At 66.7% G+C, this 25,165-nt stretch carries 24 protein-coding genes; 6 read left to right on the top strand and 18 right to left on the bottom strand.

What is annotated here, in order from left to right; translation table 11 throughout:
- The first annotated feature begins 314 nt into the window (after positions 1 to 314).
- Positions 315 to 968 (top strand): TetR/AcrR family transcriptional regulator, encoded by a 654-nt coding sequence (locus ACIBW7_RS42255; protein WP_397056632.1) that lies wholly within the window; start codon positions 315 to 317, stop codon positions 966 to 968.
- A 12-nt stretch (positions 969 to 980) separates the two neighbouring features.
- On the opposite strand, the gene ACIBW7_RS42250 is transcribed toward ACIBW7_RS42255, so the two are convergent.
- The 9 genes from ACIBW7_RS42250 to ACIBW7_RS42210 all read right to left on the bottom strand — a co-directional run bounded on the left by ACIBW7_RS42250 (position 981) and on the right by ACIBW7_RS42210 (position 9,651).
- Positions 981 to 2,471 (bottom strand): TerD family protein, encoded by a 1,491-nt coding sequence (locus ACIBW7_RS42250; protein ID WP_397056630.1) that lies wholly within the window; start codon positions 2,469 to 2,471, stop codon positions 981 to 983.
- A gap of 209 nt (positions 2,472 to 2,680) precedes the next feature.
- A complete protein-coding gene (locus tag ACIBW7_RS42245; protein ID WP_397056640.1) occupies positions 2,681 to 3,256 on the bottom strand; it encodes a lipocalin family protein in 576 nt (191 codons plus the stop codon).
- A 338-nt stretch (positions 3,257 to 3,594) separates the two neighbouring features.
- The gene (locus ACIBW7_RS42240) at positions 3,595 to 5,223 is read right to left on the bottom strand and encodes a TerD family protein (RefSeq protein ID WP_397056638.1); all 1,629 of its coding nucleotides are present in this window, start codon (positions 5,221 to 5,223) and stop codon (positions 3,595 to 3,597) included.
- Positions 5,224 to 5,287: 64 nt separating this feature from the next.
- The gene (locus ACIBW7_RS42235) at positions 5,288 to 5,818 is read right to left on the bottom strand and encodes a hypothetical protein (RefSeq protein WP_397056628.1); all 531 of its coding nucleotides are present in this window, start codon (positions 5,816 to 5,818) and stop codon (positions 5,288 to 5,290) included.
- Positions 5,819 to 5,888: 70 nt separating this feature from the next.
- A complete protein-coding gene (locus tag ACIBW7_RS42230; protein WP_397056626.1) occupies positions 5,889 to 6,689 on the bottom strand; it encodes a family 1 encapsulin nanocompartment shell protein in 801 nt (266 codons plus the stop codon).
- Complete coding sequence (locus ACIBW7_RS42225; RefSeq protein WP_397056624.1) at positions 6,686 to 7,714, bottom strand: Dyp-type peroxidase; 1,029 nt, start codon at positions 7,712 to 7,714, stop codon at positions 6,686 to 6,688. The genes ACIBW7_RS42230 and ACIBW7_RS42225 overlap by 4 nt, the downstream gene beginning before the upstream one ends.
- A gap of 60 nt (positions 7,715 to 7,774) precedes the next feature.
- Entirely contained in the window at positions 7,775 to 8,101 is a 327-nt protein-coding gene (locus ACIBW7_RS42220) for a cupin domain-containing protein (protein WP_040695490.1), read from the bottom strand.
- A 198-nt stretch (positions 8,102 to 8,299) separates the two neighbouring features.
- Positions 8,300 to 8,848, bottom strand: coding sequence for a dihydrofolate reductase (locus ACIBW7_RS42215; RefSeq protein ID WP_397056621.1), 549 nt, complete (start codon positions 8,846 to 8,848; stop codon positions 8,300 to 8,302).
- Positions 8,845 to 9,651, bottom strand: coding sequence for a thymidylate synthase (locus tag ACIBW7_RS42210; RefSeq protein WP_397056619.1), 807 nt, complete (start codon positions 9,649 to 9,651; stop codon positions 8,845 to 8,847). Before ACIBW7_RS42210 ends, ACIBW7_RS42215 begins: the two co-directional genes overlap by 4 nt.
- Before the next feature lie 42 nt (positions 9,652 to 9,693).
- On the opposite strand from ACIBW7_RS42210, the gene cobF reads away from it, so the two are divergent.
- Entirely contained in the window at positions 9,694 to 10,434 is a 741-nt protein-coding gene (gene cobF, locus ACIBW7_RS42205) for a precorrin-6A synthase (deacetylating) (RefSeq protein WP_397056618.1), read from the top strand.
- Here cobF and ACIBW7_RS42200 read toward each other — a convergent pair.
- Complete coding sequence (locus ACIBW7_RS42200) at positions 10,410 to 11,378, bottom strand: Lrp/AsnC family transcriptional regulator (protein WP_397056616.1); 969 nt, start codon at positions 11,376 to 11,378, stop codon at positions 10,410 to 10,412. The two genes, cobF and ACIBW7_RS42200, sit on opposite strands and share 25 nt — an antisense overlap.
- A 139-nt stretch (positions 11,379 to 11,517) precedes the next feature.
- On the opposite strand from ACIBW7_RS42200, the gene ACIBW7_RS42195 reads away from it, so the two are divergent.
- Both ACIBW7_RS42195 and ACIBW7_RS42190 read left to right on the top strand, forming a co-directional pair.
- Positions 11,518 to 12,378 carry an NAD(P)H-binding protein gene (locus ACIBW7_RS42195; RefSeq protein WP_397056615.1) on the top strand — a complete coding sequence of 287 codons (861 nt, stop codon included), beginning with the start codon at positions 11,518 to 11,520 and terminating at the stop codon, positions 12,376 to 12,378.
- 134 nt (positions 12,379 to 12,512) lie between these two features.
- Complete coding sequence (locus tag ACIBW7_RS42190) at positions 12,513 to 13,382, top strand: Fpg/Nei family DNA glycosylase (RefSeq protein ID WP_397056613.1); 870 nt, start codon at positions 12,513 to 12,515, stop codon at positions 13,380 to 13,382.
- A 1-nt stretch (position 13,383) separates the two neighbouring features.
- On the opposite strand, the gene ACIBW7_RS42185 is transcribed toward ACIBW7_RS42190, so the two are convergent.
- From ACIBW7_RS42185 to ACIBW7_RS42170, 4 genes are all read right to left on the bottom strand, one after another.
- On the bottom strand, positions 13,384 to 14,889 hold the full coding sequence (locus ACIBW7_RS42185) for a carboxylesterase/lipase family protein (RefSeq protein WP_397056611.1): 1,506 nt from the start codon (positions 14,887 to 14,889) through the stop codon (positions 13,384 to 13,386).
- A 14-nt stretch (positions 14,890 to 14,903) separates the two neighbouring features.
- Complete coding sequence (locus ACIBW7_RS42180; protein ID WP_397056609.1) at positions 14,904 to 16,334, bottom strand: dihydrolipoyl dehydrogenase family protein; 1,431 nt, start codon at positions 16,332 to 16,334, stop codon at positions 14,904 to 14,906.
- Positions 16,331 to 16,576, bottom strand: a complete 246-nt coding sequence (locus tag ACIBW7_RS42175; RefSeq protein WP_327093878.1) for a DUF2630 family protein — start codon at positions 16,574 to 16,576, stop codon at positions 16,331 to 16,333. Before ACIBW7_RS42175 ends, ACIBW7_RS42180 begins: the two co-directional genes overlap by 4 nt.
- Positions 16,577 to 17,123: 547 nt before the next feature.
- Positions 17,124 to 18,521, bottom strand: a complete 1,398-nt coding sequence (locus ACIBW7_RS42170) for a PLP-dependent aminotransferase family protein (RefSeq protein WP_397056606.1) — start codon at positions 18,519 to 18,521, stop codon at positions 17,124 to 17,126.
- A gap of 81 nt (positions 18,522 to 18,602) precedes the next feature.
- Here ACIBW7_RS42170 and ACIBW7_RS42165 point away from each other — a divergent pair, with 81 nt between their 5' ends.
- On the top strand, positions 18,603 to 19,280 hold the full coding sequence (locus ACIBW7_RS42165; RefSeq protein ID WP_397056604.1) for a pyridoxamine 5'-phosphate oxidase family protein: 678 nt from the start codon (positions 18,603 to 18,605) through the stop codon (positions 19,278 to 19,280).
- 79 nt (positions 19,281 to 19,359) lie between these two features.
- Here ACIBW7_RS42165 and ACIBW7_RS42160 read toward each other — a convergent pair whose 3' ends face one another.
- From ACIBW7_RS42160 to ACIBW7_RS42150, 3 genes are all read right to left on the bottom strand, one after another.
- Positions 19,360 to 20,301: a sigma-70 family RNA polymerase sigma factor gene (locus ACIBW7_RS42160; protein WP_397056602.1), complete on the bottom strand. Its 942-nt coding sequence runs from the start codon at positions 20,299 to 20,301 to the stop codon at positions 19,360 to 19,362.
- 10 nt (positions 20,302 to 20,311) lie between these two features.
- Positions 20,312 to 21,502 (bottom strand): NAD(P)/FAD-dependent oxidoreductase, encoded by a 1,191-nt coding sequence (locus ACIBW7_RS42155; RefSeq protein ID WP_397056600.1) that lies wholly within the window; start codon positions 21,500 to 21,502, stop codon positions 20,312 to 20,314.
- A gap of 149 nt (positions 21,503 to 21,651) precedes the next feature.
- The gene (locus ACIBW7_RS42150) at positions 21,652 to 22,203 is read right to left on the bottom strand and encodes a TetR/AcrR family transcriptional regulator (protein ID WP_397056598.1); all 552 of its coding nucleotides are present in this window, start codon (positions 22,201 to 22,203) and stop codon (positions 21,652 to 21,654) included.
- Between the two features lie 77 nt (positions 22,204 to 22,280).
- Between ACIBW7_RS42150 and ACIBW7_RS42145 the strand changes: the two genes are divergently transcribed.
- Positions 22,281 to 23,522 carry an FAD-dependent monooxygenase gene (locus tag ACIBW7_RS42145; RefSeq protein ID WP_397056596.1) on the top strand — a complete coding sequence of 414 codons (1,242 nt, stop codon included), beginning with the start codon at positions 22,281 to 22,283 and terminating at the stop codon, positions 23,520 to 23,522.
- A gap of 325 nt (positions 23,523 to 23,847) precedes the next feature.
- Here the strand turns inward: ACIBW7_RS42145 and ACIBW7_RS42140 are convergent, their stop codons facing one another.
- A complete protein-coding gene (locus tag ACIBW7_RS42140) occupies positions 23,848 to 25,164 on the bottom strand; it encodes a hypothetical protein (protein WP_397056594.1) in 1,317 nt (438 codons plus the stop codon).
- Between the last annotated feature and the right edge of the window lies 1 nt (position 25,165).

Below are 25,165 nucleotides of genomic sequence, written 5' to 3'. Positions count from 1 at the left end.
GCTGTGGGCACTGCTGCGAGACGGGCGCGAATTCAGCCTCGACACACCGACTCCCGCCACTGCTACGGCTTGACACGGTCATTGAGAGTCCTTCGCGAGCGGCCAATACCTATCGCATGACAGTTTTGCGTTCGCGATCGCGCTTTCGGTGTCCCTCGTGTATCGCTTCCGGTAACGCCGGTAACTTTTGCGTTGCCTGGATTTCTATCGAGTGAAAGAAACCTCACACCTGGGCAATCGTGCTGGAAACATCAGACCGGTCCGATCGCTATGGCGGCGGTCGGCCGGGTCGGGGTCGGTGTCAGAATGGCGTCGTGGCAAATCTCGGTCCCGGCCGTCCCCGTCTCGACCAGCGCCCCCGGCGCGGTCGGACGCCACGCGCCGAGATCCTCGACGCCGCCGGAGAACTGTTCACCACCAATGGCTATGCCAATACCTCGACGCGTGCGGTCGCGGATGCGGTCGGCATCCGGCAGGCCTCGCTCTACCACCACTTCGCGTCCAAGGATGACATCCTCGACGCACTGCTCGCCGAAACCATCGCAGGTCCCTTGGATCTCGCCGAACGCCTACACGATTTGCCGGAGCCGGCGCACACCCGGTTGTACGCGCTGGCCCTGTTCGACGTGCGCCAGCTGTGCGCGTCGCACTGGAATCTCGGTGCGCTGTACCTACTTCCGGAATTGCGCACCGAACGCTTCGCCGCCTTTCGACTGCGCCGCGACGAATTGCGCAGTCACTACGAAACTTTGGCGGCAGCGGTGGCTGCCGAGGCGGGCGTGCCGGGGGCCGAGGCCCTGCCGTTCCGGCTCGTGGAGACGGTGATCAACATCCGCTCGGACGAGGGCAGCGCACCCGCCCACGCCGAACGCGCCATCCCCGACGCGATCATGCGCATGCTCGGCAAGCGCGGTGATCTGGACGGCCTGCACGCCGATGCCACCGAGCTCCTCCAGCGTTTGGCCTGAACCGCCCGCGCGTCAGGACTTTCCGTCGACGGCCACCCACTCCATTCCCCAGCCGTACGCCAGATCGACGCCTTGGTTGAGGAAGATCGACGGATCGGTCGGGCGCGGCAGGAACACACCCTCACGCCGCACCACCAGCTCACCATTGATGTTCTCGATGAGCGCCAGCACCATGCGCCGCGAATCATTCGTACAACCGTCGACGCTCATTTCGATCGGCGGAGCCCCGACCGGATACAACGTCGCGGTGGCCCGCACGCCACGGAAGTCCGGCGCACCCTCATACAGCGAGGCGAACACCAGGATCCTGCGGAAGTCGGCGGTGTGGTCGAGATTGATGTCGAGGTTCTCACCGCTCGCGCTGCCCCCGGTGCGGTCGTCTTTATCGAGCAGGATGTAGGGCGAATTCTCCAGCGACCCGAAATTACCTATCGCATGAATGGTCCCCTTGGACCCGTTCTGAAGCTCCCACAGGCAGCAGAGATCCAGGTCGAGCGCATCCCCGGTCTTCCGCTTACCGAAGATGCCCTTGCCGGAAGGCGAGGACCAGTTCAAGTTCACCCGCATGATGCCTCGGGTCGCACCGGTCTTGGTGAGCGAGACGGCCGGGGCGTCCTTGGTGAGCGAGATCTTGCTCATGTTGATCGGCGGCGGTTGCTGGGTGGAGGGTGGTGCCGCCGGCGGCGTGAACTGTTGTAGCGGCGTCGGCTGCTGTGGCGCTGCGAACTGTTGCGGCTGTTGTGGCTGGGCGAATTGCTGTGGCGCTGTGGGCTGTTGCGGCGCTGCGGGCTGTTGCGGTGGCGCGGGCTGTTGTGGCGGTGCGGGCTGTTGCGGTGGCGCGGGCTGTTGTGGCGGTGCGGGCTGTTGCGGTGGCGCGGGCTGTTGTGGCGGTGCGAACTGTTGCGGTGGCGCAGGCTGTTGCGGTGGTGCGAACTGCTGCGGTGGGACGGGCTCTTGCGACATCGGCTGCTGTGGCGCCGGATCTTCGTCGACGGAGATTCCGTAATCGGTTGCCAGTCCGGCCAATCCGGAGGCGTACCCCTGCCCTACTGCGCGGAACTTCCAATTGCCCTGTCGCCGATACAGTTCCCCGAGTACGAAGGCGGTTTCGGTGGTTGCGCCCACGCTGTCGAAGCGCGCGAGTTCGGCACCGTTCGCTGAATCCACCAGCCGCACATGCAAACCCTGGAATTGCCCGAAGGTTCCGCCGTCCGCGGATGCCGCGATCACGACGGTCTCGATCTCGGCTTCGACCTGAGGCAGGCTGACCGACAACACATCCAGCACCGTCGGTCCCTGCTGCTTGCCCTCGTAACGTACCGCGCCGGACGGATGACCCGGCTGGTTGTAGAAGACGAAGTCGTTGTCCGAGCGCACCTTGCCACCGGCGAGCAGCAGCGCCGACGCATCGGCATCGGGCACACCCGGACCGGCCTGCCAGCCGAGTTCGACCCGAACAGCGGACGTCGGCACCGCAACATTGGCGCCCTTGATCATCGACATAGTTACCCCCCGCAATCGTTTTGGACGACTCTAGATGATTGATTCCAAGGGCTGTGGTGCGCGCCCTGCCGCCGGTTGCCCCGACCGCTACCGCGCAGTCGTCTCGCGCCTGCGCGAGCGCCGAGTCGGGCGGTACCCGTGCCGTGCCGGAACGCGCGGCACGACCGAAAGTGGTACAGAGCCGTTCACAGTACAGTCCCAGGAGTTACTCATCGCAGGCAAAGTGGGGCCAGATCGTCCTGTCCACCGGTTACCGGCGAGGTCAGGTACATGCACGGAGTCTGGCCCGCCGTTGTGATAGCTTCACGCACCTGATCCCAGGTCGGCGTATCGAGCGCCGAGCTGCGGGCCAGGACGAAGCCCGACAGTCTACTCGGATCAGTGACCAACGCCCAGGAATAGTCGGGGCCGAGTGCAGTGACGATGTAGTTCGTCGGCCCGTCGACCCGATCCTGACCGGGTACGGTCGGAAAGCTGACATGCAACTGCGCACGAGTCACCGGATCGTTGACCTTTGCGGTACCACGGATCTCGTTCCGACCGCCTGACCAGGTCGTGCACGAGTTGTACACGGCGATATTCCCTTGTGGGTCCAGGGTGTAGTCAGCGCGGCTATCACGAGCGCATTCGAGATTGAAGAACTGCGGTACAGCGGCAAGCTGATACCAGGTTCCCAGGTACCGACTCAGGTCGAGCGATTCCACCGGCGCGGGGCCGGCGCCTGGTTGCGGCGCGGCGGCGGCACCTGCGGACAGCGGCGTGTACGCGGCAATCACCCCGGCCATGAGGCCGAGTATGCGGCGAATCACTCGATATGATGTCACTCCCACTCCTGGGTGTCGACGACATACCACCGATAACAACCTACCCGCCCCATCAGTTTATAAGAGGCTCCATGCATCGAGTCGTTCCACTTGCTGTCATATCGCGCCGGACCAAGTGCCGCGTCAGGGAATCTTGGATGGGTAATCCCGGGCGCCGCATCTTCGACTTGACAGCGAAGTCGCGGACGGGTTCGGGGTACTGGGTGGACGCGGCACCGGCAGCGAAATGGCCGAGATCGATGCGAACGGATCGAGCCCCTTCGACGAAGTTGGTGCAGCGGCGCGTCTGACCTGATCATCTAGTTTTTGCCTCTGGTGGCTTTGAACTCGAAGCCCCAGTTGTACATGCGCGCGATTTCGCGCACACCGCCGCCCGGATGCCCCGAGGGCGGCCGGATGAAGGTGCCGTCGCGACGAACAATGAACTCGCCGTTGACATTCTCGATATGCGCAAGGATCACATCGCGCGAGTTGTCCTGGCAGCCGCTGATGATCATTTCGATCGGCGGCGAGTTCAGCGGATACAGCGTGGCGGTGGACTGCACGCCCTGGAAGTTGTGCGCACCCTCGTAGATCGAGGCGAAGACCAGAATCCGGCGGAACTGCGCGGTGTAGTCGAGATTGATATCGAGATTCTCACCGGTCGTGCTGCTGCCGGTCCGGTCGTCCTGGTCGAGCCGGATGAAGGGCGGGCGATCCAGCGCGCCGAACGAACGGTCCAGGGCGCGAACGGATCCGATCCGGCCGTCGGCCAGTTCGAAGAAGCAGCAGAGGTCGAGGTCGAGGGCGTTGGCGCGCTTGCGGCCGAACAGACCACCGCCGCCGGTCTGCGCGGTCACCCAGTTCAGGTTGACCCGCATGGTGCCCGAGGTCGCACCGTGTTTGGTCAGCGAGACCGTCGGCGCGTCTTTCGTCAGCGAAACCTTCCTGAGATCGACCGGCGCGCCGGAAGCGGCAGCAGGCGGGGCGAATTGATTGGACGCGGTCGGTGGCGCATAAGGTTGCGGCGGTTGATTCGGCGGCGCATACGGCTGCGGCGTTTGGTTTGGATAAGGGTTCTGCGACATCGGGCTCGCCGGATACGGCTGTGCTGGATTCGGCGGATATCCGGGCGGTGCCGCGGGCGGATACTGCGCAGGTACCCCGAACTGCTGCGGCGCAGGGGGCGGCGCATACGGCTGCGGCGTGGGCGGCGCCTCGAACTGCTGCGACGCGGAAGGCGGCATGTGCTGCGGCGTGGGCGGCGCCTCGAACTGCTGCGACGCGGGAGGCGGCATGTGCTGCGATGTGGGAGGTGCTGCGAACTGTTGCGCCGCGGGCGGCGTGTACTGCTGCTGCGGCGTATGCGGCTGCGCAGGCGGCGGGTAAGCCGGTTGCGCATGCGGTTGAGCCGCAGGCGTCTGCCCAGCCCCCGGATCATCAACCGAAATCCCGAAATCGGTAGCCAGCCCGGCCAACCCGGTCGCATACCCCTGACCAACCGCCCGGAACTTCCACGCCCCTTGCCGTCGATACAACTCCCCGAGCACGAACGCCGTCTCGGTACTGGCCCCCGTACTGTCGAACCGCGCCGCCTCCGCGCCGGTCACCGCGTCGAACACCCGCACATAAAGCCCTTGGAACTGCCCGAACGTGCCACCATCCGCGGACGCCGCGATCACGATCGTGTCGATCTGCGCTTCGACCTGCCCCAGATTCACCGACAACGTGTCGATGACCGTCGGTCCCGGCCGCTTCCCTTCGTGCCGCACCGCGCCGGACGGATGATTCGGCTGGTTGTAGAAGACGAAGTCGTTATCCGACCGCACCTTCCCGGAGACGAGTAACAGCGCGGACGCATCCGCATCCGGAACCCCTGGACCTGACTGCCACCCCAGCTCGACGCGGACTGAAGACATCGGCACCGCAACGTTGGCGCCCTTCATCATCGACACATCTGCCAAGGTATACGACCTGGGTGCGCCCTGTCTCGGTCACTGCGGGCCCCGGCTATCAGCGGGTGGGCGGCGCGATCTGCCAATGTTGTTGCAGCGCACCGGCGATCTCCGGCAGCACCGTGACCGGCACGCGCTTGCGCCGCAACATGGCCCGAATCTCGTTGACCTGCTCGCGTTTGCGCATGTCGTACGCCCCGGCGACCGGCCGCTGCACCGGCGGGATGGACAGCAGCACGAGTTCGCCGTGCCGTTCGTCGCCGCCGATCAGATCCAGCGCCAGCGACCAGCGGGCCCGCTCGTCGAGTGCGAACCGTCCGGCCACCACCCGCTCCCAGTCGATACTGGCTTCCCGCCACGGCGTGCGCTGGTAGATCGCCCCTTCGGTGAGCACGACGACATCGCGCCCGAACAGCGCGACCAGCAGCGCGATTCCGGCGACCGCACCGGCCAGCAGACCGGTGAAGATCCGGTTGACTCCGAATCCGGTCACGATCGCACCGCAGACCAGCACGGTGACCGCGATCCCGAGCATCCCGTACAGCATTGCCCGCCCGGTCGGAACCACACCCGCGCGCACCATCGTCATCTCGACCTCCTGCATACCGCACCCCAACCTAGCCGGTCAGTTGACCGGTGGCTTCCCGATGCGGGCGATATCAGGACGCCAGTGCCACGGCCGCCTCGCCGGTGTAGACGAGGAACTGCAAACTCTGCTGGAAGTAGAGCTGCACCGATTGCGCATCGTGGGTCTGGTAGCCGATGGACAGGTCCTGGCCGAGTTGTAGATCGAAATCGCCGCCGCGCGTGGTCAGCACGAACGCACCGTCGATGGCCGGGGCCCAGATGATCTCGCCCTCCGGGATGAGGCGTTCGATATGGGTGCGGATCGGGTGACCGTGATCGGAGGTCTCGCTGACCGCCGTGTACAGGTCCGCGCTCAACAGCACCGAATACGGACCGTCGACGCCCGCCAACCGCAGCGCGCTCAACGCTTGGGCCACCGACTCCGGAACCAGCCGCGGATCGCTGGGCAGCGTGATCGCGGAATTGGACGAACTCGCCCGAATGCCGGTGATATTCGCGGCCTGATAGCCCTCGAAAATGGCCCGGTCCTCGGCGAACGCGATCTTGCGCGCGGCTTCCTTGACCGCATCCAGATCGGTGTCCTGCGCGCCGCGTTCGACATCGTCGAGCTCCTCGCGCGACAACGTGAACGGCACCCGCAACTCGACCAGTGGCGCGACCACCCGCTGCCGGGCCTGCACACCGTCATCCGGTGCGGTGATGACGGTGGTGCGGCCGAGGCCGACCGCGGAGTAGTCGGTGCCGTGCGGCCCGGACAGATCGACCACCCGGCGACCGGCGATATGACGCTTGAAGGTGCGCGTCGCCTCTTGCTCGATGGCTGTCCATGCCTCGGCGGTGATCGGCGCGAGTTCGCGATGGAGGTTGTTCATGATTGCATGCTCCTTTTCAACGTGCCGATACCCAGAGAACCGTTACTGCCAACACGATTCGGCGATAAAGATTCCTCGAGCGCTGCCGTGGCGACCTCGGGTGCGTCGGGGAGGTCGTCGAAGAAGTCGAGGGGCGGTGCGAAGAACAGCGTGCCGGTCACCGCGATGGAGAAGTCCAGGATCCGGTCATAGGCCGCCTCCTCGGTTCCGATGAACATCCGGGTGAGCATGGTTTCGGTGATGCTCGGCGTGGCCGCGTAGGCGACGTAATAGGTGCCGAATTCGCCGTCCTTGACGCTGCCGAAGGGCATATTGGCGCGCAGGATCTTTCGCTCGGTGCCGTCGTCATCGGTGACAGTGTTCACCGCGACATGCGAATTCGCGGGCTTGTCCGCATCCGAGAGCTCGAAATCGTCGAGTTTGGTGCGTCCGATCACCCGCTCCTGCTCCTCGGTCGACAGCGCCCGCCACTGCGCCATGGGGTGCAGATACTTCTGCACGATGACATAACTGCCGCCCGCGAAGTCCGGATCCGCATCGCCGACGAAGGCCGCGCTGAAGGCAGCGGAGCCTTCCGGATTCTCCGTGCCGTCCACGAAGCCGAGCAGATCGCGCTGCTCGAAATACCGGAATCCGACGGTCTGATCGACGATGGTGACCGCGCCGTCGAGCCGGTCACCGATCGTCATCGCCAATTCGAAGCAGGCGTCCTGGAATTCGGATTTGATGTGGAAGAGCAGGTCTCCCGGCGTGGTCGGCGCGCTGTGGTGCTCGCCGGCGAATTCGGGCAGCACATGCAGTTCGGCCGGTCGTGGGCCCGCGAAGAGGCGATCCCACGCCTCGGACCCGATCGATGCGACGCAGGTGAGCCCGGCGCCGGGCAGCCGGAAACCGACCGAACGACGTAACCCGGGGAGATCGGCGAGCAGGTCGCGCACCGCCGCTTCGCCACCCTCGTCGATTGTGGCGACGAGGAAGATGGCGGCAGGTGTGAGCGGTTCGAGGATCGGCTGCGGCTCACCCATGCGCTCCACCCTAGAGGGCGGCACCGACAAACCGGCCACGCGGTGCGGCCTCGTCGTCTCTTATTTGGCGACCGTCAGCAGGAATGCGACATCGTCCACAGCCTTGACGCTGTGCCGTGCCTTGGGCACGACCAGCAGGTCTCCGGCCGACCCCTTCCACTCGTTGGTGCCGCTGATCAAGGTCAGTGTGCCGCTGAGCACCAGCAGCGTGGACTCGCCTGCATTGTCGTGTTCGGCCAGGCTCTGGCCCGCCGACAGGCCGACTACGGTCTGCCGCAGCGCATTGGCATGACCGCCGTAGATGGTTTGCGAACTGCGCCCGCTCGTGGCGGTGCTGGCCAACTTCAGCTGTTGGCGTGCGACCGCAGTCAGCGATTTCTTGTCCATGGACCACCTTCCGCAGATGCAATCAGCCAGATCAGGGCTGGTGACACGGGCTGATATCCAGGAGTATGCCCGACCGGCGGGTGACGTGTGTCCGGTTTGGTCGCTACGGCGGTATGCGGCGTGTTCGCTGCCAATCGGTGCTCGAACCGTGTTGCACGGTCCCGAATGCGTTGTGCGGAAGGTTTGCCAACTGTCGGCTTACTTGCGGGTGTAGCGGCGAATCCGGAAGCGCAGGCCGGTCTTCGACTCGTGCCACGGCTCGGTGTCGTCGGCGTGCCATTCGGGGCCGATGGCGGGAGCGTAGGCGTCGCCATCCACGGCGGTGTCCACCTCGGTGACGAGCAGGTCGGTCGCGAAATCCATGGCGGCCCGGTAGATTTCGCCGCCGCCCATGATCCAGACGTCCTCCGGTGCGCTCGCGGCGAGTGCATCGGACAGCGATGCGGCGCGTTCGGCACCCGTGCCCGACCAGTCGGGCTGCCGGGTCACCACGATATTGCGGCGGCCGTCGAGCGGGCGGAATCGGGGCGGCAGGGAATCCCAGGTGCGCCGGCCCATGATGACCGGATGGCCCATGGTGACGGCCTTGAAATTCGCCATATCCTCGGGCACACGCCACGGGATGGTGTTCTCGAAGCCGATCACCCCGTCCGGCGTCTGCGCCCAGATCAGACCGATGGTGCGGTCACGCCCTCCCGTCGCCCGACCACCACCCCGCACCGAGTCGCTACGCGATGCCGCATTCATACGGCAACCGGCGCCTTGATCGCCGGATGGTGTTGGTAGCCCACCACTTCCACATCTTCGTAGACGTAATCGAACAGCGTGGGCGCGGGCCGCAGGTTCAATGTGGGGAACGGGTAGGGCTGCCTGGTCAGCTGCTCGGTGACCTGCTCGACATGGTTGTCGTAGATATGGCAGTCGCCGCCGGTCCAGATGAAATCACCGGGTTCCAGCTCGGTCTGCTGCGCGACCATGTGCGTGAGCAGGGCATAGCTGGCGATATTGAACGGCACGCCGAGGAACAGGTCAGCGCTGCGCTGGTAGAGCTGGCAGGACAGCTTGCCGTCGGCCACGTAGAACTGGAAGAACGCGTGGCACGGCGCCAATGCCATCTTGTCGAGGTCGGCCACATTCCAGGCCGAGACGATGATGCGCCGGGAATCCGGATTGGTGCGCAGGGTGTGCAGTACTTCGGCGATCTGGTCGATATGGGTGCCGTTGGGGGTGGGCCATGATCGCCACTGCACGCCGTAGACCGGACCGAGTTCGCCGTGGCGATCCGCCCACTCGTCCCAGATGGAGACGCCGTGTTCGTGCAGCCAGGCCACATTCGAATCGCCGCGCAGGAACCACAGCAATTCGTAGATGATCGACTTCAGATGCACCTTTTTGGTGGTGATCAGCGGAAAGCCCGCGGCGAGGTCGTAGCGCAGCTGATGGCCGAAGACGCTGCGGGTGCCGGTGCCGGTGCGGTCCGCCTTCGAGGTGCCGGACTCCAGGACCAGTCGCAGCAGGTCCTCGTACTGGGTATCAGCATTGTTGGCCACGCCTGGCGAGCTTACCCATGTCGTGCCTGGCAAGCTCGAGCCATGCGCAAGCTCTACGTGATCGGCATCGGTGCCGGGGATCCGGACCAGGTGACGGTCCAGGCGATCAAGGCAATGCGGCAGGTCGAGGTGTTCTTCCTGATCGGCAAGGGGGCCGAGAAACAGGAACTGGTCGACGTGCGCACGTCGATCCTGACCGAACATCTCGATCACCCGTACCGCATCGTGGCGATCGCCGATCCACCGCGTGACCGGGATCCCGCCGACTATCACGGCGTTGTCGAGGATTGGCACGATCGCCGTTCGGCGCTGCTGGAGAATGAGTTCGCGCAGGTCGACGGTGTCGGCGGCATCCTCGTCTGGGGTGATCCGTCGCTCTACGACAGCACGCTGCGCATGATCGAGCGGGTGCTGGATCGCGGTGCCCAGAGCTTCGATTACGAGGTGATTCCTGGCGTCACCAGCGTGCAGGCCTTGGCCGCTCGGCATCGGATGGTGCTGCATCGCATCGGCGAGCCGGTGCACGTCACCACGGGACGTCGGCTGCGCGAGGACGGGCTGAGCGGCTCGACCGTGGTGATGCTGGACGGTGACAATTCGTTCACGGAGGTACCCGGCGACGACGTGCGCATCTGGTGGGGCGCGTATCTGGGGATGCCCGACGAGACGTTGATCGAAGGTCCGCTGCGTGCGGTCGAGCAGGAGATCGTCGAGCGGCGCACTCGGTTGCGCGCCGAAAAGGGTTGGATCATGGACGTTTACCTCCTGCGTCCGGGCTCCTGATGCGAGACGGCTTTCACGGTCACGAGGACGGGTGTGGTCTCCAAGGTGTGAATGGCCTCGAACGCTCCGAGACGGTGGGTGAGGTAGTGGTGTAAGGCCTCGGGATCCGGGCACATGGCCTGGGCGACAAGGTTTGTCGGGCCGGTGGTGGCGGCGACGAAAGCCAGTTCTTCGTGCTCGGCGAGCGCGGTTGCGACGCGGTCGAGCTGTGACGGTGCCACTGACATCCACAGCAGCGCTTGGGTGGTGGCGCCGAAGCGAGCGTCGTCGAGTTCGACATCGAAGAAGATCGCCTGTGCCGTCTGTAGTTCCGCGAGTCGACGGGTGACGGTGGCTTGGGACCAGCCGGTCGCTGTTGCGAGTTGGGACAAGGTCGCTCGGCCGTCTTGTTGCAGAGCGCTCAGTAGCGACGCATCGGTCTCGGCCAGGCCACGCCGGGGTGTGGCCCCGGATCGGTTCGCCTCCAGTTGTTTTCGCTGTTGTTCGGTCAGTGCGGTGATGTGGCCGCGCCATGCGGTCGGTCCGCCGAGGTAGGTGTGCAGAACGTAGTGCGCGGATACGGCGGTAATGCCCGCGGCTCGGGGGAGGTCCCGCAGCAGTATCGAGCGGGATGCGTCACCGCGCGGAATATTGACTACCAGAAGGATTTCCGTGCCGCCGGAGGTGAGTTTGACCCACGACGTGTCGGGGCGGCGGGCCAGCGAGTTCGCGAGGTTCTGGCCGCTGGCCGTCGTTGTGGTGAGGCGCACGAGCCACTGGGTGTGTGCGGCGTGGCTCGCATCCGCGAGGCCGACCACGCGCAGTCCGGCGGTGGCGCGCAGACGTTGGTAGCGGCGGGTGACGGTCTGGGTCGAGACGTCCAGGACCGCCGCGATCTTGCTGAACGGTGCGCGGCCGTCGATGTGCAGGGCATGGATCAGGCCGCGGTCTACGTCGTCGAGCATGGAAATATCTTTCACATTCGCGCTGGATATGGAAAATATCCGCTGATCTTCGTCGATTGATGGTGCATTTCGGGGCGTCTGCCGAAGGTGGACTTTGCCTCGGGCAGCTCGGCCCGGCAGACCGACGAAGGAGAAGTTGATGATTCTGGTGACCGGAGCGACCGGGACCGTAGGCCGCGAGTTGGTCGGCCAGTTGCTGGCGCAGGATGTTCCGATGCGAGCGGTGACGCGCCAGCCCGAACTCACCGCACTGCCCGACGGCATCGAAGTGGTACGCGCGGACCTGGGCGAGCCGGACAGCCTCACCGACGCGATGCGCGATGTCGATCGGGTTTTCCTGTTGTCCAGCGGCCCCGAAATCCCCACTCACGACGCGAATCTCGCGCGGGCGGCGGCCGGTGCGGGCGTTCGGCACATCGTCAAGTTGTCATCCGGCCGGACCGGTGACGACACCGCGACCGATCCGATTCCCACCTGGCACCGCGCCGGAGAACAGGCGGTCCGCGACAGCGGAGTCCCATGGACGATGGTGCGCCCCTTGGGATTCATGGCCAACGCGCTGCACTGGGCCGGTTCGATTCGCGATCACGGCGCGGTCTACGCGCCCTTCGGCCAGGGCCGCATCGCCGTCGTCGACCCGCACGACATCGCCGCCGTGGCCGCTGCGGCACTCACCACCGACGGCCACGAGGGCGAGGTCTATACGCTGAGCGGCCCACAGCCGCTGTCCCCCGGCGAGCAGACCGAAATCCTCGCCGACGTACTCGGCCGCCCGTTGCGCTACGTCGAAGTGGAGCCCGCCGCCGCCCGCCAGTCGATCATCGACCACGGCGTCCCCGACGAAATGGCCGACGCGATCATGGCCTTGCGCGCCACCGCCCTCGCGACCTTCACCTCGGTCGTACACCCCACCGTCGAGCGCATCACCGGAACCCAACCCCGGCCCTTCCGCACCTGGGCCGAGCACCACCGCACCCACTTCGCGCCCGCCGCCGCCTAGCGCCAGGCGATCAAGATCAGGTGGAATCCATGGCGGCATCGCCCGAGAAGCCCCCGCCACCAGTGCCACCTGATCTTGATCCACCCGCTCGCGTGAACTGCGCCGATGTCGGTGGGGCCGGGTAGCGTGGGGGCGTGCCCGAGCTACCGGAAGTGGAGGCGTTGGCGCAGTTCCTGCGGGAGCACGCGGTCGGCGCTGTGGTGGGACGTGTCGATGTGGCGGCCTTGAGTGCGGTCAAGACGTTCGATCCGCCGGTTACGGCGCTGTCCGGGCGCGATGTCACCGGGGCCGGCCGGTGGGGCAAATTTCTCGGAATGGAGTGCGACGGGCTCTGGTTGATCACCCATCTGTCGCGCGGCGGATGGTTGCGATGGGTCGATGAGCCGAGCCAGACACCGCCCAAACCGGGCGGCAAGAGCCCGCTCGCGCTGCGGGTGCACTTCTTCAACCCCGAGGGCATGACGCCGGCATTCGACCTGACCGAGGCGGGCACCAAGAAACGGCTCGCGGTGTACATCGTCGACGATCCGAAACTCGTGCCCGGCATCTCCCGCCTCGGCCCGGACGCACTCGAGGTGACCGAGGAGCAATTCGGCGAGATCCTGCACGGCGCATCGCAACGCATCAAGACCGCGATCGTCGACCAGACCCTGCTCGCCGGAATCGGCAACGCCTACTCCGACGAGATCCTGCACACCGCCAAGATCTCGCCCTTCGCCAATACCAAAACCATGTCGGCGGAAACCGTTTCGGTGCTCTATGAGGCGATGCGCTCGGTGCTCATCGACGCCGTGCAGCGCTCGGTCGGCCAGGACGCCGCCCGCCTCAAGGGCGAAAAGCGTTCCGGCATGCGGGTACACGCCCGCACCGGCCTGCCCTGCCCGGTCTGCGGCGACACCGTCCGCGAGGTCTCCTACGCCGAGCGCTCCTTCCAGTACTGCCCGACCTGCCAGACCGGCGGAAAGGTACTCGCGGACCGCCGCATGTCGCGCCTACTGAAGTAGTTCAGATCAACGTCGGCACCCGGATGCCCTGCCAGGCAATACGTTTGGCCTCGTCCGGATCGTTTTCCAACCGGGTGATCTCATCGATGATCAGCGTCGTGCGCCGGTCCTCGGTATAGGCGGGCCACGAGGGGAGTGGTCGTCCGGTCCGCGCGAACGCGAGCCAATTGTCCTGGAACTGCCGGGTGACCGACTGCAGCCCACGCCGCCCGCCCGCCGCTGTGAAGGCCCGGCCGATCGGTGAATTGGCCGCACCGAAGACCGGGATCAGCTCCGTGGCATGAGTCGCGCCGATTCTCGCGAGACGCAGTGCGCGCGGGGCGAAGTCGTAGCGGTAGGCATAGGTCGGTGCGTAGCGACTGTGACCCGCCGCTACGGTGACAGACGGCCGCCAGAAGACGTAGTCTCCACCGGCACGAACGGCGGCCTTCGCATCCGGATAGCCGGGATAGGCTGCGATAACTCGGGATTCGAGTTCCGTACCACCGGCACGGGTGAGCAGGGCATGCAGGCGATCCGGGGTGGTCGGCAGTTCATCGCCGAACCTCGCGAACAATGTGCCCTCATCGCGATTGGTGCCGATGATGAGCGGAACCTGATGTGCGGCACCGCCGGTGATCGCATCGATCGGGGACTGCGGCAAATATTCGCCGTCCACGACCGGCGCGATCGGGAACAGTCCGGGACGCTCCCGCAACACCTTATCGCTGGTCTTGTCGACCGCGCGCCGAATGTCGTTGGCACCGGAGGTGATCAGTGCTTGGGCTGCGGCATCGGGTGTGGCTCCGAGCGCGTCTATACATCGGCGGGCGAAAGCGCGCCCATCCTCGGCGCTCATACCCCAATCGGCGGGCGGGCTCTGTGCAATGCCGCGATGGAACAGTCCCTTGGCCGCAGGCGTGGCCAGCAGGGAGAGCACCGCATGGGCACCGGCGGATTCACCGAAAATGGTGACATTGCCGGGATCTCCGCCGAACGCCGCGATATTGCGCTGCACCCACTCCAGCGCCGCGACCTGATCACGCAGCCCGAGGTTGCTGTCGAAAGCCCGCTCGGGCGTGCTGAATTCACCGAAATCGACATAGCCGAATGCGCCGAGCCGGTAGTTCAGCGACACCACGATCACGTCGCCGCCGACCACCAGTCGCGCACCGGAATACAGACCGAGCGCCGAGGTGCCGATCAGATATCCACCGCCGTGAATGAACACCAGCACCGGCCGGGGTGTCGACGATGGTTCGATCGGTGCGACGACATTGAGTGTCAGGGCGTCTTCACTGGTCGGCTGATACCGGCGCGGCCCGATCCTGGCACCGGTCCGGTGCTGCATCGCGGCGAACCCGAATGCGGTGGCCTCGCGGACACCAGTCCATGGCGTCACCGGCTGCGGTGCGCGAAATCGCAGGTCGCCGACCGGAGGGGCGGCATAGGGCAGGGAGCGCCAGCGCAGGACGCGACGGCCGCGGTAACCGCGGACAACTCCGTCGGCGGTCGTGATATCGGACATCTTTCCGATGGTAACTACGAGCGGCGGGCCTCCAACAGACGCAACCAGAGCTCGCTCACCGTCGGATAGGCTGGCACTGCGTGCCATAGCGTCGCGAGCGGCACCTTGCCGACTACGGCAACGGTCGCCGCGTGGATCAGCTCGCCGACCTCCGGTCCGACAAAAGTGGCCCCGAGCAGCGTGTCGGTCGCGGTATCGATGACGATCTTCGCCCGCCCCGCGTAATCGTCGCGGGCCAGCGCCGATCCGGCGACCGCGATATCGAGCTCCACGGTTTCCACCGCATAGCCCGCTTTACGCGCCGCCGCCTCGGTCTGCCCGACGGACGCGACTTCCGGCGCGGTGAATACCACCTGCGGCACCTGCCCGTGGTCGGCCGTCGCCGCGTATCGCGCATCCGCCAGCGCGCGCCCCTCGGCCCGCGCGGCAATGACATCACCGCACACCCTGGCGTGGTACTTCCCCATATGTGTAAGCGCCGCACGGTGATTCACATCGCCGACCGCATACAGCCAGTCGCCGTCGATGCCGCGCACCGTCAACTGGTCGTCCACCTCGACATAACCGTCCGAGAGCCCGACCGAGCCCAACCCGAGTTCCGCCGTCGCCGGTCCGCGCCCGGCGGCGACCACGATCTCGTCGGCCTCGATCTCGCCCTCGTCGATCTCGACGGTCACCACACCGCCGTGAATCCAACCCTCGCCGGAGTCCTTCGCATCGGCGCGCACTACCCGAGTGGGTTGTGTGCCGAATCGAACCCGAACACCGGCATCGGACAGCGCCGCGGCCACGCGTTCTCCCGCGAACGGTTCGGCATTGCCCAGCAGCGCATTGCCACGGACCAGCATGGTGATCTCACTCGCGCCCAGCGCGGCAAGCCAGGTTGCCGCCTCACACGCGACCACACCGCCGCCGATGATCACCACTCGGCGCGGAACCTCGTGCAGATTGGTCACGTCCCGGGAAATCCACGGCAGCGCATCGCGCAATCCGGGCACATCGGGAACCGCGGCCTTGGTGCCGGTGGCCAGCACCACCGCGTGCCGCGCCCGCAGGTGTCGGCCGCCGACCTCGACCAGTCGCTCGCCCGCGAGCCGTCCCGTCCCGCGGACCACCTCGATGCGATTGTCGTTGGCCCAGTCGACCTGCGAGCTGTCGTCGTGCTTGTGCGTGAAGGCATCGCGCCGCTTCAAGACCGCGTCGACATCGAGCCCGCTCGCGGTGATTCCGGCCATCGCCTCGGCGCCGGACAGCACGTGGGCCGGTCGCAGCAGCGCCTTGCTCGGCATACATGCCCAATACGAACATTCACCGCCGACCAGTTCCCGTTCCACGATCACGGCGGTGCGCTCGCTTTTCGCGATGGCGTAGGCGGCGGCGTTCTCGCCCGCCGGCCCACCACCGATCACGATGACGTCGTATTCGGCGGCGGAACCGGAGGTCACTGCAGGTAACCCTCGACCTGACGGGCCGGGTTCTCCTGGGCCTCCTCGGGCGTGGCCCCGGCATCGATGCGCGCCCGGCGCTGCCGCAGCAGATCCCAGGCCTGATCGAGCATTACCTCGAGTGCGGCGAGCTGCTGCCGCTCGGTTACCGGATCGACCGCACCGGCCGTCGCCTTGGACCGCAAATCGTGCTCGCGATCGACCAGATTCTTGATACGCGCCAGGATGTCCTGTTCGGTCATGGGGACCATGCTACGACCGCGTCGGCTCGGTTACGGTCCTTCGGGAATCGGCCCGGGCCTGATCGGCTCCGGAGCGGCTGGTTCCATCGGCACGAAAAGGTCCGATCCGAATGGTTCGGCCCGGGCCTGATGCTCTGGTTCTCGCGGGGACTACGCGCGGTCGAACTCGCCGTCGGAACGCCTGCGGTGAAGGCGTCCCATTCCAACGGGGTGAACTGAGCGCCGGGCCGGTCGGATTCTTGGAGCTACGGCCCCGACCACGGTCACCAGCACCGCGCCGTCGCCGGCGGCGATGGTCTCGGCGCCGCGCACCTCGTGGGGTAACAGGCAAGCGAATCGCTGCGGGTGCAGCAGGTCCCCTGACGGGATGGCCGGCGATGCAATGTTTGGGACAAGGCGCTATGGCTGTGTAAGGCGATGGTCTCGGCGCCGCGCACCTTTCGTACGCCACCCACGAATTCGCGGGGAGTAACAGGCGCGCGAATCGCTGCGGGGGCAGCAGGTCCTCTGACCGGATGGCCAGCGATGCAACTTTTGTGACAAGCCGCTATGGCTGTGTAAGGCATTCTCCGGCAACCGGAATCGCGGTACGCAGCTCGGTCCAGCTCAGTGCGGTGTAGCCGAGCGCGATGCCGAAGGTGTGCGGACCAACTGCCGCTGCGAGTGGATGTTGTTGTGCCACAAGGTGATGGCGGGACAGTCCGTCCAGCGCCAAACCACGCGTTCGGCCCACTGCCACGGCACGCTGCTCGGCTTCGGCCGAATCCAGGGGCACCACCACGTGTGAACCGGCATCGTCGCCGAGTACTTCGAGTCCGCGGCGGCGAAGCTCGTCCACGACCAGGGCGCGGCGTGGGGGCACCGCGCGGCGCAGCCGGCGCAGGTGTCTGGCTAGATCGCCGTGCTCGGCGAATGCGGCGAGCACTCGCTGGCCGGCGGAGCTCGGGCCGGTACCGGTTCGTTCACGGTGCGCGACAACGGCATCGGTGATATCCGAGGCGGCGACGAGCCAGCCGATCCCCAAGGTCGGGGAGAGGATCTTGCTGGTGGTGCCGAGGTGGACGACGACGTCCGGAGCCATCGCGGCCAGCAGTGGCAAAGGAGCAGTGTCGTAGCGTAATTCGCCGTCGTAGTCATCCTCGATGACGAGTAGGCCGGCGCGCCTGGCGAATTCGACGAGCTGGACGCGCCGCGCCGCTTGCATGCGCGTGCCGAGTGGGAATTGATGTGCCGGAGTGCAATACACGGCCTTGATGCCGTTGGGCAGCCGGTCGACGCGCAGGCCGTCGGCATCGATCGGCACCGGCAGTACCCGGACACCGGCCGCGACGAATGCGCCCGCGGCACGCTGATAGCCCGGATCTTCCATGGCGATGGCATCGCCGGGCCGCAGGAGGGCGGCCGCGAGTTCGCCTACCGCCGAACTGGTTCCGGCTGTCGCGAGCACTACGGACTTGCTGCCCGCACCGAGGCCGCGGTGGCGCAGCAGGTGTTCGGCGACCGCCGCGCGGTATTCCGGTTCGCCGCCGCGATTCTTGCGGATGATGGGGGAGTCGTCGGCGGCCGCGCGCCAGGCACGTCGCCAGGCTGCCTGGTCGAGGGCCTCGATGCAGGGCGCACCTGGCCCGAGATCGAGCAGGTCCTGCGGGTGCTCGGCGGTGCTGCGGGCACTCGCTCGGGCGGGCGCTTCGACTGGCGCAGTCGTCAGGTACGTGCCCGAGCCGCGGCGGCCTGCTATCCAGCCCTCGGCATGCAGTTGGTCGTAGGCCGCGGCGACCACCGTGCGGCTCACACCGAGACGCTGGGCCAGCGCTCGCGACGAGGGGAGTCGATCGTCCGCGCGCAGGAGTCCGTTGCTCGCCGCGGCGCGCAGCCCTTCCGCGACCTGAACCGATAATGGCTGCTCAGCCTCGCGGTCGAGGACGAGCGGAAGTTCCTCCAGCATCGCGCACCTCCCGAATTGGACTGTTCGAATTTCCATGAATTGGCTATTTCAGAATGCCACTTCCAGATCCACGCTAGAGGTATGACGAACTCTCGGCCGCCGCTTTCGCCTACCCCACGTACCACCCTGACACGTTCCAAGGAGCGCGGCCGGACCGACCGGGCCGAATTGGATGCGGTTCTCGACGCGGGCCTGGTCTGTCACCTCGGCGTGCTGCTCGGCGGCAGTCCCGTGGTGCTACCGACCGTCTATGGCCGCGACGGCGACACGCTGTACCTGCACGGCTCGACCGGAGCCGGAAACCTGCGCGCGGCGCTGACCGGGGATATCTCCATCGCCGTCACATTGGTCGACGGCATCGTCTACGCCCGCTCGGCCATGCACTTCTCCGCCAACTTTCGCTCGGCCGTAGTGCGCGGCCGCGCCGTCGAACTCGCCGACCCCGATGAGCGCATGCGCGCACTGCGGGTCATCGTCGAACACTCCGCCCCGGGTGCGTGGGATCGCGTGCGGCAGCCGAACAAAAAGGAAATGGCCGCCACCATGGTCCTGGCCCTCGACCTGACCGAGGCATCGGTGAAGGTCCGAACCGGCGGCCCCAAGGACGACGCCGCCGATATCGAAACCGGCGGCGTCTGGGCAGGCGTCCTGCCCCTCCGCCAGGTTTGGGACGCCCCGATCTCCTCGGACGATCTGGAGCCGGGCATCGAGGTACCACAGGACGTACTCGATCGAACCGATATCGTCCCCGCCCGTTGACCCGACCTGGCCTGGTTCGGTGAAGCCGGCGCGAACCGGAATTGACGGCCGAACGTGAGATCGAGTGTCGGACAGTCGGTTACCACGATTCGATCAGCGGGATGTCGTGCTCCTGCCGCTGCCATTGCTCGGTGATGCGACCGAGCCGGTCCGGGGAGGCGATGCCGCGCACGCCTGCGATCTTGTCGTCTCGGATCTCCAGGATCACGACTCCCAGGACCCGCTCGTCGAGCGTGGCGAGCATGGCTGGGCAACCGTTGACCACGACAGCATGGATCGAGGGCGAGCCACCGGCGAGTCTCCGCTTGGCCGGAGACGGTTTGAAGCCGACCCGCACCGCGCTCGCGATCCGCTCCGGGGTCGAGTACCGGATCAGCTTCTCGGCGAGCCCCAGCCCGGCGCCGTCGGAGATGCCGGTCGCGTCGTCGGTCAGCAGCGCCACCAGCCGTTCGGTCCGGCCCGAGGAGGCGGCATCGACGAACGCCTCGACGATTCGACGCGCGGCGGCACGGTCGATGTCGGTGCCGTTGCCGGCGGCGGCGATTCGACGCCGCGCTCGGTGGATGTGTTGCTGACTCCCGGACTCGGTGATGTCGAGAATCTCGGCTATCTCGGCGTGGCTGTACGCAAAGGCCTCGTGCAGCACATAAACGGCCCGTTCGACCGGCGACAGACGCTCCATGAGGGTCAGTACCGCCAGGGTCACCGATTCGCGCTGCTCGACGGTGTCGGCCGGGCCCAGCATCGGGTCGCCGTCGAGGAGCGGTTCGGGCATCCAGGCGCCGACCGCGCGTTCCCGCCGCACCTTCGCCGAACGGAGCCGGTCGAGCGCCAGGTTGGTGACGATCTTGGTCAGCCATGCCTCGGGCACCTCGACGTACTCCCGGTCGGCGGCGTGCCACCGCAGGAACGCGTCCTGCACCGTGTCCTCGGCGTCGGCGGCCGAGCCGAGCAGCCGGTAGGCGAGCGAGGCCAGCCGATTCCGGCTGGCCTCGAAACGCGCCACGGTGGCAGTGTCCATGAGCGCGACTCTATGCGGCGACCACGTCGAGCGAGTGCGCTCCGGTGATGGCCAGGCGATACTTGTGACTCGGCATTCCGAAGGTCGGGTGGCTCAGGCTCCAAGCGGAAGTGTCGAGGATTGCCTTCTTGACGCGCGCGGCCGTCCGGCCACACAGGGCCCACGACTTCGATCGCGCGTCACCGTCGACCAGCTGGAAGATCGCGTCCTTGCGGCCGAGGCTGATGTGGTTGCCGACGTACGCCAGCGAGGTCGCCTTGATTTTGCGCCCGGTCCGGTCCCCGATGATCGCGGCCGTGGCCTGCATGCTGGTGAATCCCGCGGAAGCGCAGGACATCGGCAACGGCCGACCGTTCTCGCCGATGACGAAGGCGCTGTCGCCTGCAACGTAGACATCGGGGTGCGAGACCGACCGCATCTGACGGTCGACGGTGATCTGGCCGTTGGGTTCCACCGCGAGGCCGCTGACGGCGGCGATCGGGTGGACGGCGAAGCCGGCGGCCCACACGGTCGCGTCGGAGGCGAAAGTGGTGCCGTCGGCGGCGACCACCGCCGCCTCCTCGACGCGCTTGACGGTGGTGTGCTCGTGGACTGTGATACCGAACCGGTCGAAGGTGCGCAGCAGGTGACGGCGGGCCTTCGTGCCCAGCCAGCCGCCCAGTTCGTCGCTGGTGGCGAGGTCGACTCGAAGTCCTGGACGAGATTCGGCGATCTCGGTGGCGGCTTCGATCGCGGTCAGATTACCCCCGACTACCAGGACCTTCCCGTCCTCGCCCAGTTGGTCCAGGCGTGCGCGCAGGCGCAGCGCGGACGGCCGCGCGGCCACGTGGAAGGCGTGCTCGTCGACGCCCGGAACGCCGTGGTCGGCGGCGGTGCTGCCGAGCGCGTAGAGGAGGGTGTCGTATGCGAGGTGGTCGATGCCCTCGTCGTCGGCGACTGTGACCCTCCGATGCGCGGCGTCGACGTTGGTTACCCGCGCCAGTCGTAACCGGATGCCGGTGCCCGCGAACACCTCCGCCAGCGGCCGATGGCGCAGATCCTGCCCGGCGGCGAGCTGATGCAGGCGCAGTCGCTCGATGAAATCGGGTTCGGCGTTGACGACGGTGATCTCGAAGTCGTCACAGTGGAGTTGGCGCGCCAGGTATCCGGCGGAGAAGGCTCCGGCGTATCCGGCCCCGAGGACGACGATGCGGTGCTTCATGGTTCGCTCCTGTCTGGTTCGCGTGCTTCCTGAACGAGACAGCCCCCGAATTCCTGACAGCATTCTCCAGTGACGTGGATCACCCTCGACGCCGACTCACGCCCGGCCGTTTGGGGCGGCTGTCGTGTGGGTGGCGTCCGTCGACGGTGTCAGGCTTCGGGCCGCGGCTCGATGCCAAGGGTGGCGCAGGCGCCGTCCACGGCCGCCCGGCGGAGCTCGTCCTTCGGCACGTCGGCGAACTGGATCGTGCAGTCCTGGAGGCCGCCGAAGGCGATCACCGCCCGGGTGGCCTGCTCGAGTGTGGGTTCGGGGCCGCACAACAGCTTCACCAGCCGCCCACGCCAGGCCAGCACCAGGTCGATCAGGCCCAGGTCGGCGAGCGTGGTCAGCTCGGCGAGCATGAGCACGATGTCTTTGCGGTGGCGGTAGTGGAAGTCGAAGTAGCCCTCCAGCAGGGCGCGGGGCTCGATCGCGCTCAGCGCCTCCTGCCTCTCCAGGAACGCCTCTTCCTCGTCGATGATCGGCTGCACGATGCTGCGGACCAGTTCCTCGCGTGAGGAGAAGTGGTAGTAGAGCGCCGGTTTGGTGATGCCCAGCCGGTCGGCGATCTCCTGCAGACCGGTCCGATGCACACCCTGCTGTGCGAAGAGCTCGCGGGCGACCTCTTGGATCCGCTGCTTGGTGTCGGAAGGACGAGGCATGCCGCGAGCCTATCTTACTTAACGATAGGTAAGTCACCGTGTTAGGCTTACTTATCGTTAAGTAAGGAGATTTGCTCATGCGGATTCTCATCTCCGGCGCCGGCGTCGCCGGTCCGGTGCTGGCGTACTGGCTTACCAGGCACGGCTTCTCCGTCACCGTTGTCGAGCGCGCGTCGGCTCTGCGCAAGACCGGTGGCCACGCGGTCGACCTGTTCCGGCCCGCGATGGACATCTCGGAGAAGATGGGCGTGCTCGCACGCGTCGAGGAGCGGGCCACCGGCACGAAGCGGATGACCCTCCACCCGGAGGGCGCACGGCGTCCCGTCCAGGTGGACCTCTCCAAGATCTTCGGCGCCACCTCCGACCGGCACGCCGAGATCATGCGTGACCACCTCAGCGAGATCTACTACGACGCCGCGCGCGCGGACGTCGAGTATGTGTTCGGCGACTCGATCACCGCGATCTCACCCGACGGCGAGGTGCGGTTCGAGAACGCCGCGCCGCGCCGCTTCGACCTCGTTGTCGGCGCGGACGGACTGCACTCCGACGTGCGCCGCCTCGTCTTCGGCGACGAGTCCCGCTTCAGCGCCTTCATCGGGGCATACCTAGGGGTGCTGACCCTGCCCAACGGCTTCGGTCTCGACGGCGAGCTCCGCATCCACGTCGGCGTCGGCCGTACTGCCGGCATGTACGGCGCGCGGCACCTCGGCGAAGCGCGGGCGTTGTTCCTGTTCCGGAGTGAGTGTGAGCTCGACTACCACCACCGTGACGTGCCCCGGCAGAAGGACTTGCTGCGCAATGCGTTCGGCGGCATGCACGCCGACGTGGACCGCTGGCTCGACGAGCTCGACCGCACCCCCGCGTTCTACTTCGACTCGATCACCCAACTGCACATGGACACCTGGTCGCGGGGGCGGGTGACGCTCGTCGGCGACGCGGGCTACTGTCCCGGTCCGGCTGTCGGCGGCAGCACCACCCTGGCCGTCGTCGGTGCGTATGTCCTCGCCGGGGAGCTGGCGCGGGCGGGTGGCGACCATGAGCGCGCCTTCCCCGCCTACGAGCGCGCGATGTCCGAGCACGTACGCGGCAGCCACGTGGTCGCGCTGAGCGCGGCGAAGACCCTGATCCCCACGTCCCGCCTCGGCGTGTCGGGACTGGTCCAGGGCAGCCGCCTGATTTCCGCCCTGCCCGCGGGGCCCAGCCGCGCTTTCATCCGCCTCACCACCAAGAGCGCACGCCTCTATAACTCGATGACCGTCGAGGACTACCCACCGACGCCCGCCGCATCAGGAAGCCGGGTCGGGCTCGGAGTGGAGTGAGAAGTGCTCGCCGCTTGCAGCAAGCCCGGCTTGCGGAAGTGGCAAGGAATATCCGCGGCTGTGGTGAGGTCTCGGGCCCGAATCCCTGGCGTCCGCAGGAAACAACAGCGGCTCGACTTGCGTCGATATCGGTGGCGTAGTCGTGCGGCGGGGACGGTGCGGGCTTGCCTGACCACCAGGGACTCCGCCGCCGGGCGCGCGTACGTGGGCAGCGACCGCACCGAGCGATGCCCAGGCGCATCAGCATCGGTGGCAGCGGCTTGCCGCGCTGCTCGCGGATGTTGCTGCTGGCCAGGGCGGTGTGCGCCGAGCCGAGGGCCGGCGGTCACCAGAGGCTGATCGGGAGGCCGAGGGCGGACGCGGTTTCGTGCGCCAAGGCGCGAAGGGTTTCGGGGGCGTCGATGTGGACGGGGTCGAGGCTGACGACCGCGAGGGTGTAGGTGTCCGCGATGCGGCAGAGATAGCCGGATAGTCGGGTGCGGGGGAGGCGGTCCGTGGTGAGGCCGGGGTGGATGGCGCGAGCGGCCACGCCGGTGCAGCGATGTGGGCCGAGGGTGCGCAGGGAGTCGGGGAGCGTTCCGATGTTGGAGCACAGGATGTCTCGTTCACCGGCCCCCTTGGACAAGGCGTAGGCCCAGCGATCCGGAATCACCTGCAGCAGTTCTTCCGGCATCCCGCCGGGGCCGGCCATGTGCCGCTCGTAGGCGATTCGGGCTTTCTCGCGGATGGTGGCCGGAGTATCGGTGCGCTCGATGGTGATCTCGGTCATCGCGAGGTCATTGTCGACGCGCGGCTCGTCGCGGGTGTCGACCGGAAGGCTGGCATCGATTGTCTCACCGGGAAATCCACTGGCCCACAACATCTTCGCGATCAGCGTGATGAACAGGCTATTGCCCGTCCCGCCCTGTGCCGCAGCCGCCGCCTCCCAGTCGGGAGCGCGACATTGCAGTACGACGCTGAGGATCGGCGCGCTCTCAACCCCTACGCGTCCGGCCACCGATCCGCGTTCACGGGTCGATAACCCGGGTCCGCGAGTAGATGCCGTCTGGGCGGGACGTTCGGGGATTCCGCGACGAAGCGCGTGAAACGTGCCGCGCACAACGATCGACCACTGCCGCCGAGCATCGGACCAATCCGATGCCGGCGCTCGGGTTTCCCGGCCCAGCGAGGCATTCGCTCGCGCGGTGGTCAGGCTCGGGCCGTCCAGCGCAGCATCGACCGCGAGCACCAGCGCTCTCCCGTCGGCGAGCGCATGTGAACAGGTCAGCGACACAATCGATCCGCCGTCATTCAGGGCGGCGGTCGACAATCGCCAACCCGGACCGTATTCCGGATCGAGATTCGCGCCCTGCTCGTCGGCCCACTCGAGCAGGTCCTCGGTGGCGATGGTGCCGTCGGTGAACTCGAGCGAATATGCCCGAGTGTTGGCCCGCCAGCTTCTACGCGCACCCGGAACCGAAGGCCGAATCACTCTGCGCCCCAACGGTCCGACTCGCAGTGCCGCGTGCACCTGCCGCAGTAGCTCCGGATCGACGCGATCGGCCGTGCGCCACAAACCCTGAAGCGCGATCGGGGTGCCGAGCCCGCGATGCGTGCGCAGGAAGATCTCGTCGACGACGCTCAACCGCTGGGCGGCAGCCATT

The sequence above is a fragment of the Nocardia sp. NPDC049526 genome (genome assembly GCF_044465765.1).
GTDB lineage: Bacteria > Actinomycetota > Actinomycetes > Mycobacteriales > Mycobacteriaceae > Nocardia.
This window is presented reverse-complemented; position numbering and strand designations above follow the sequence as displayed.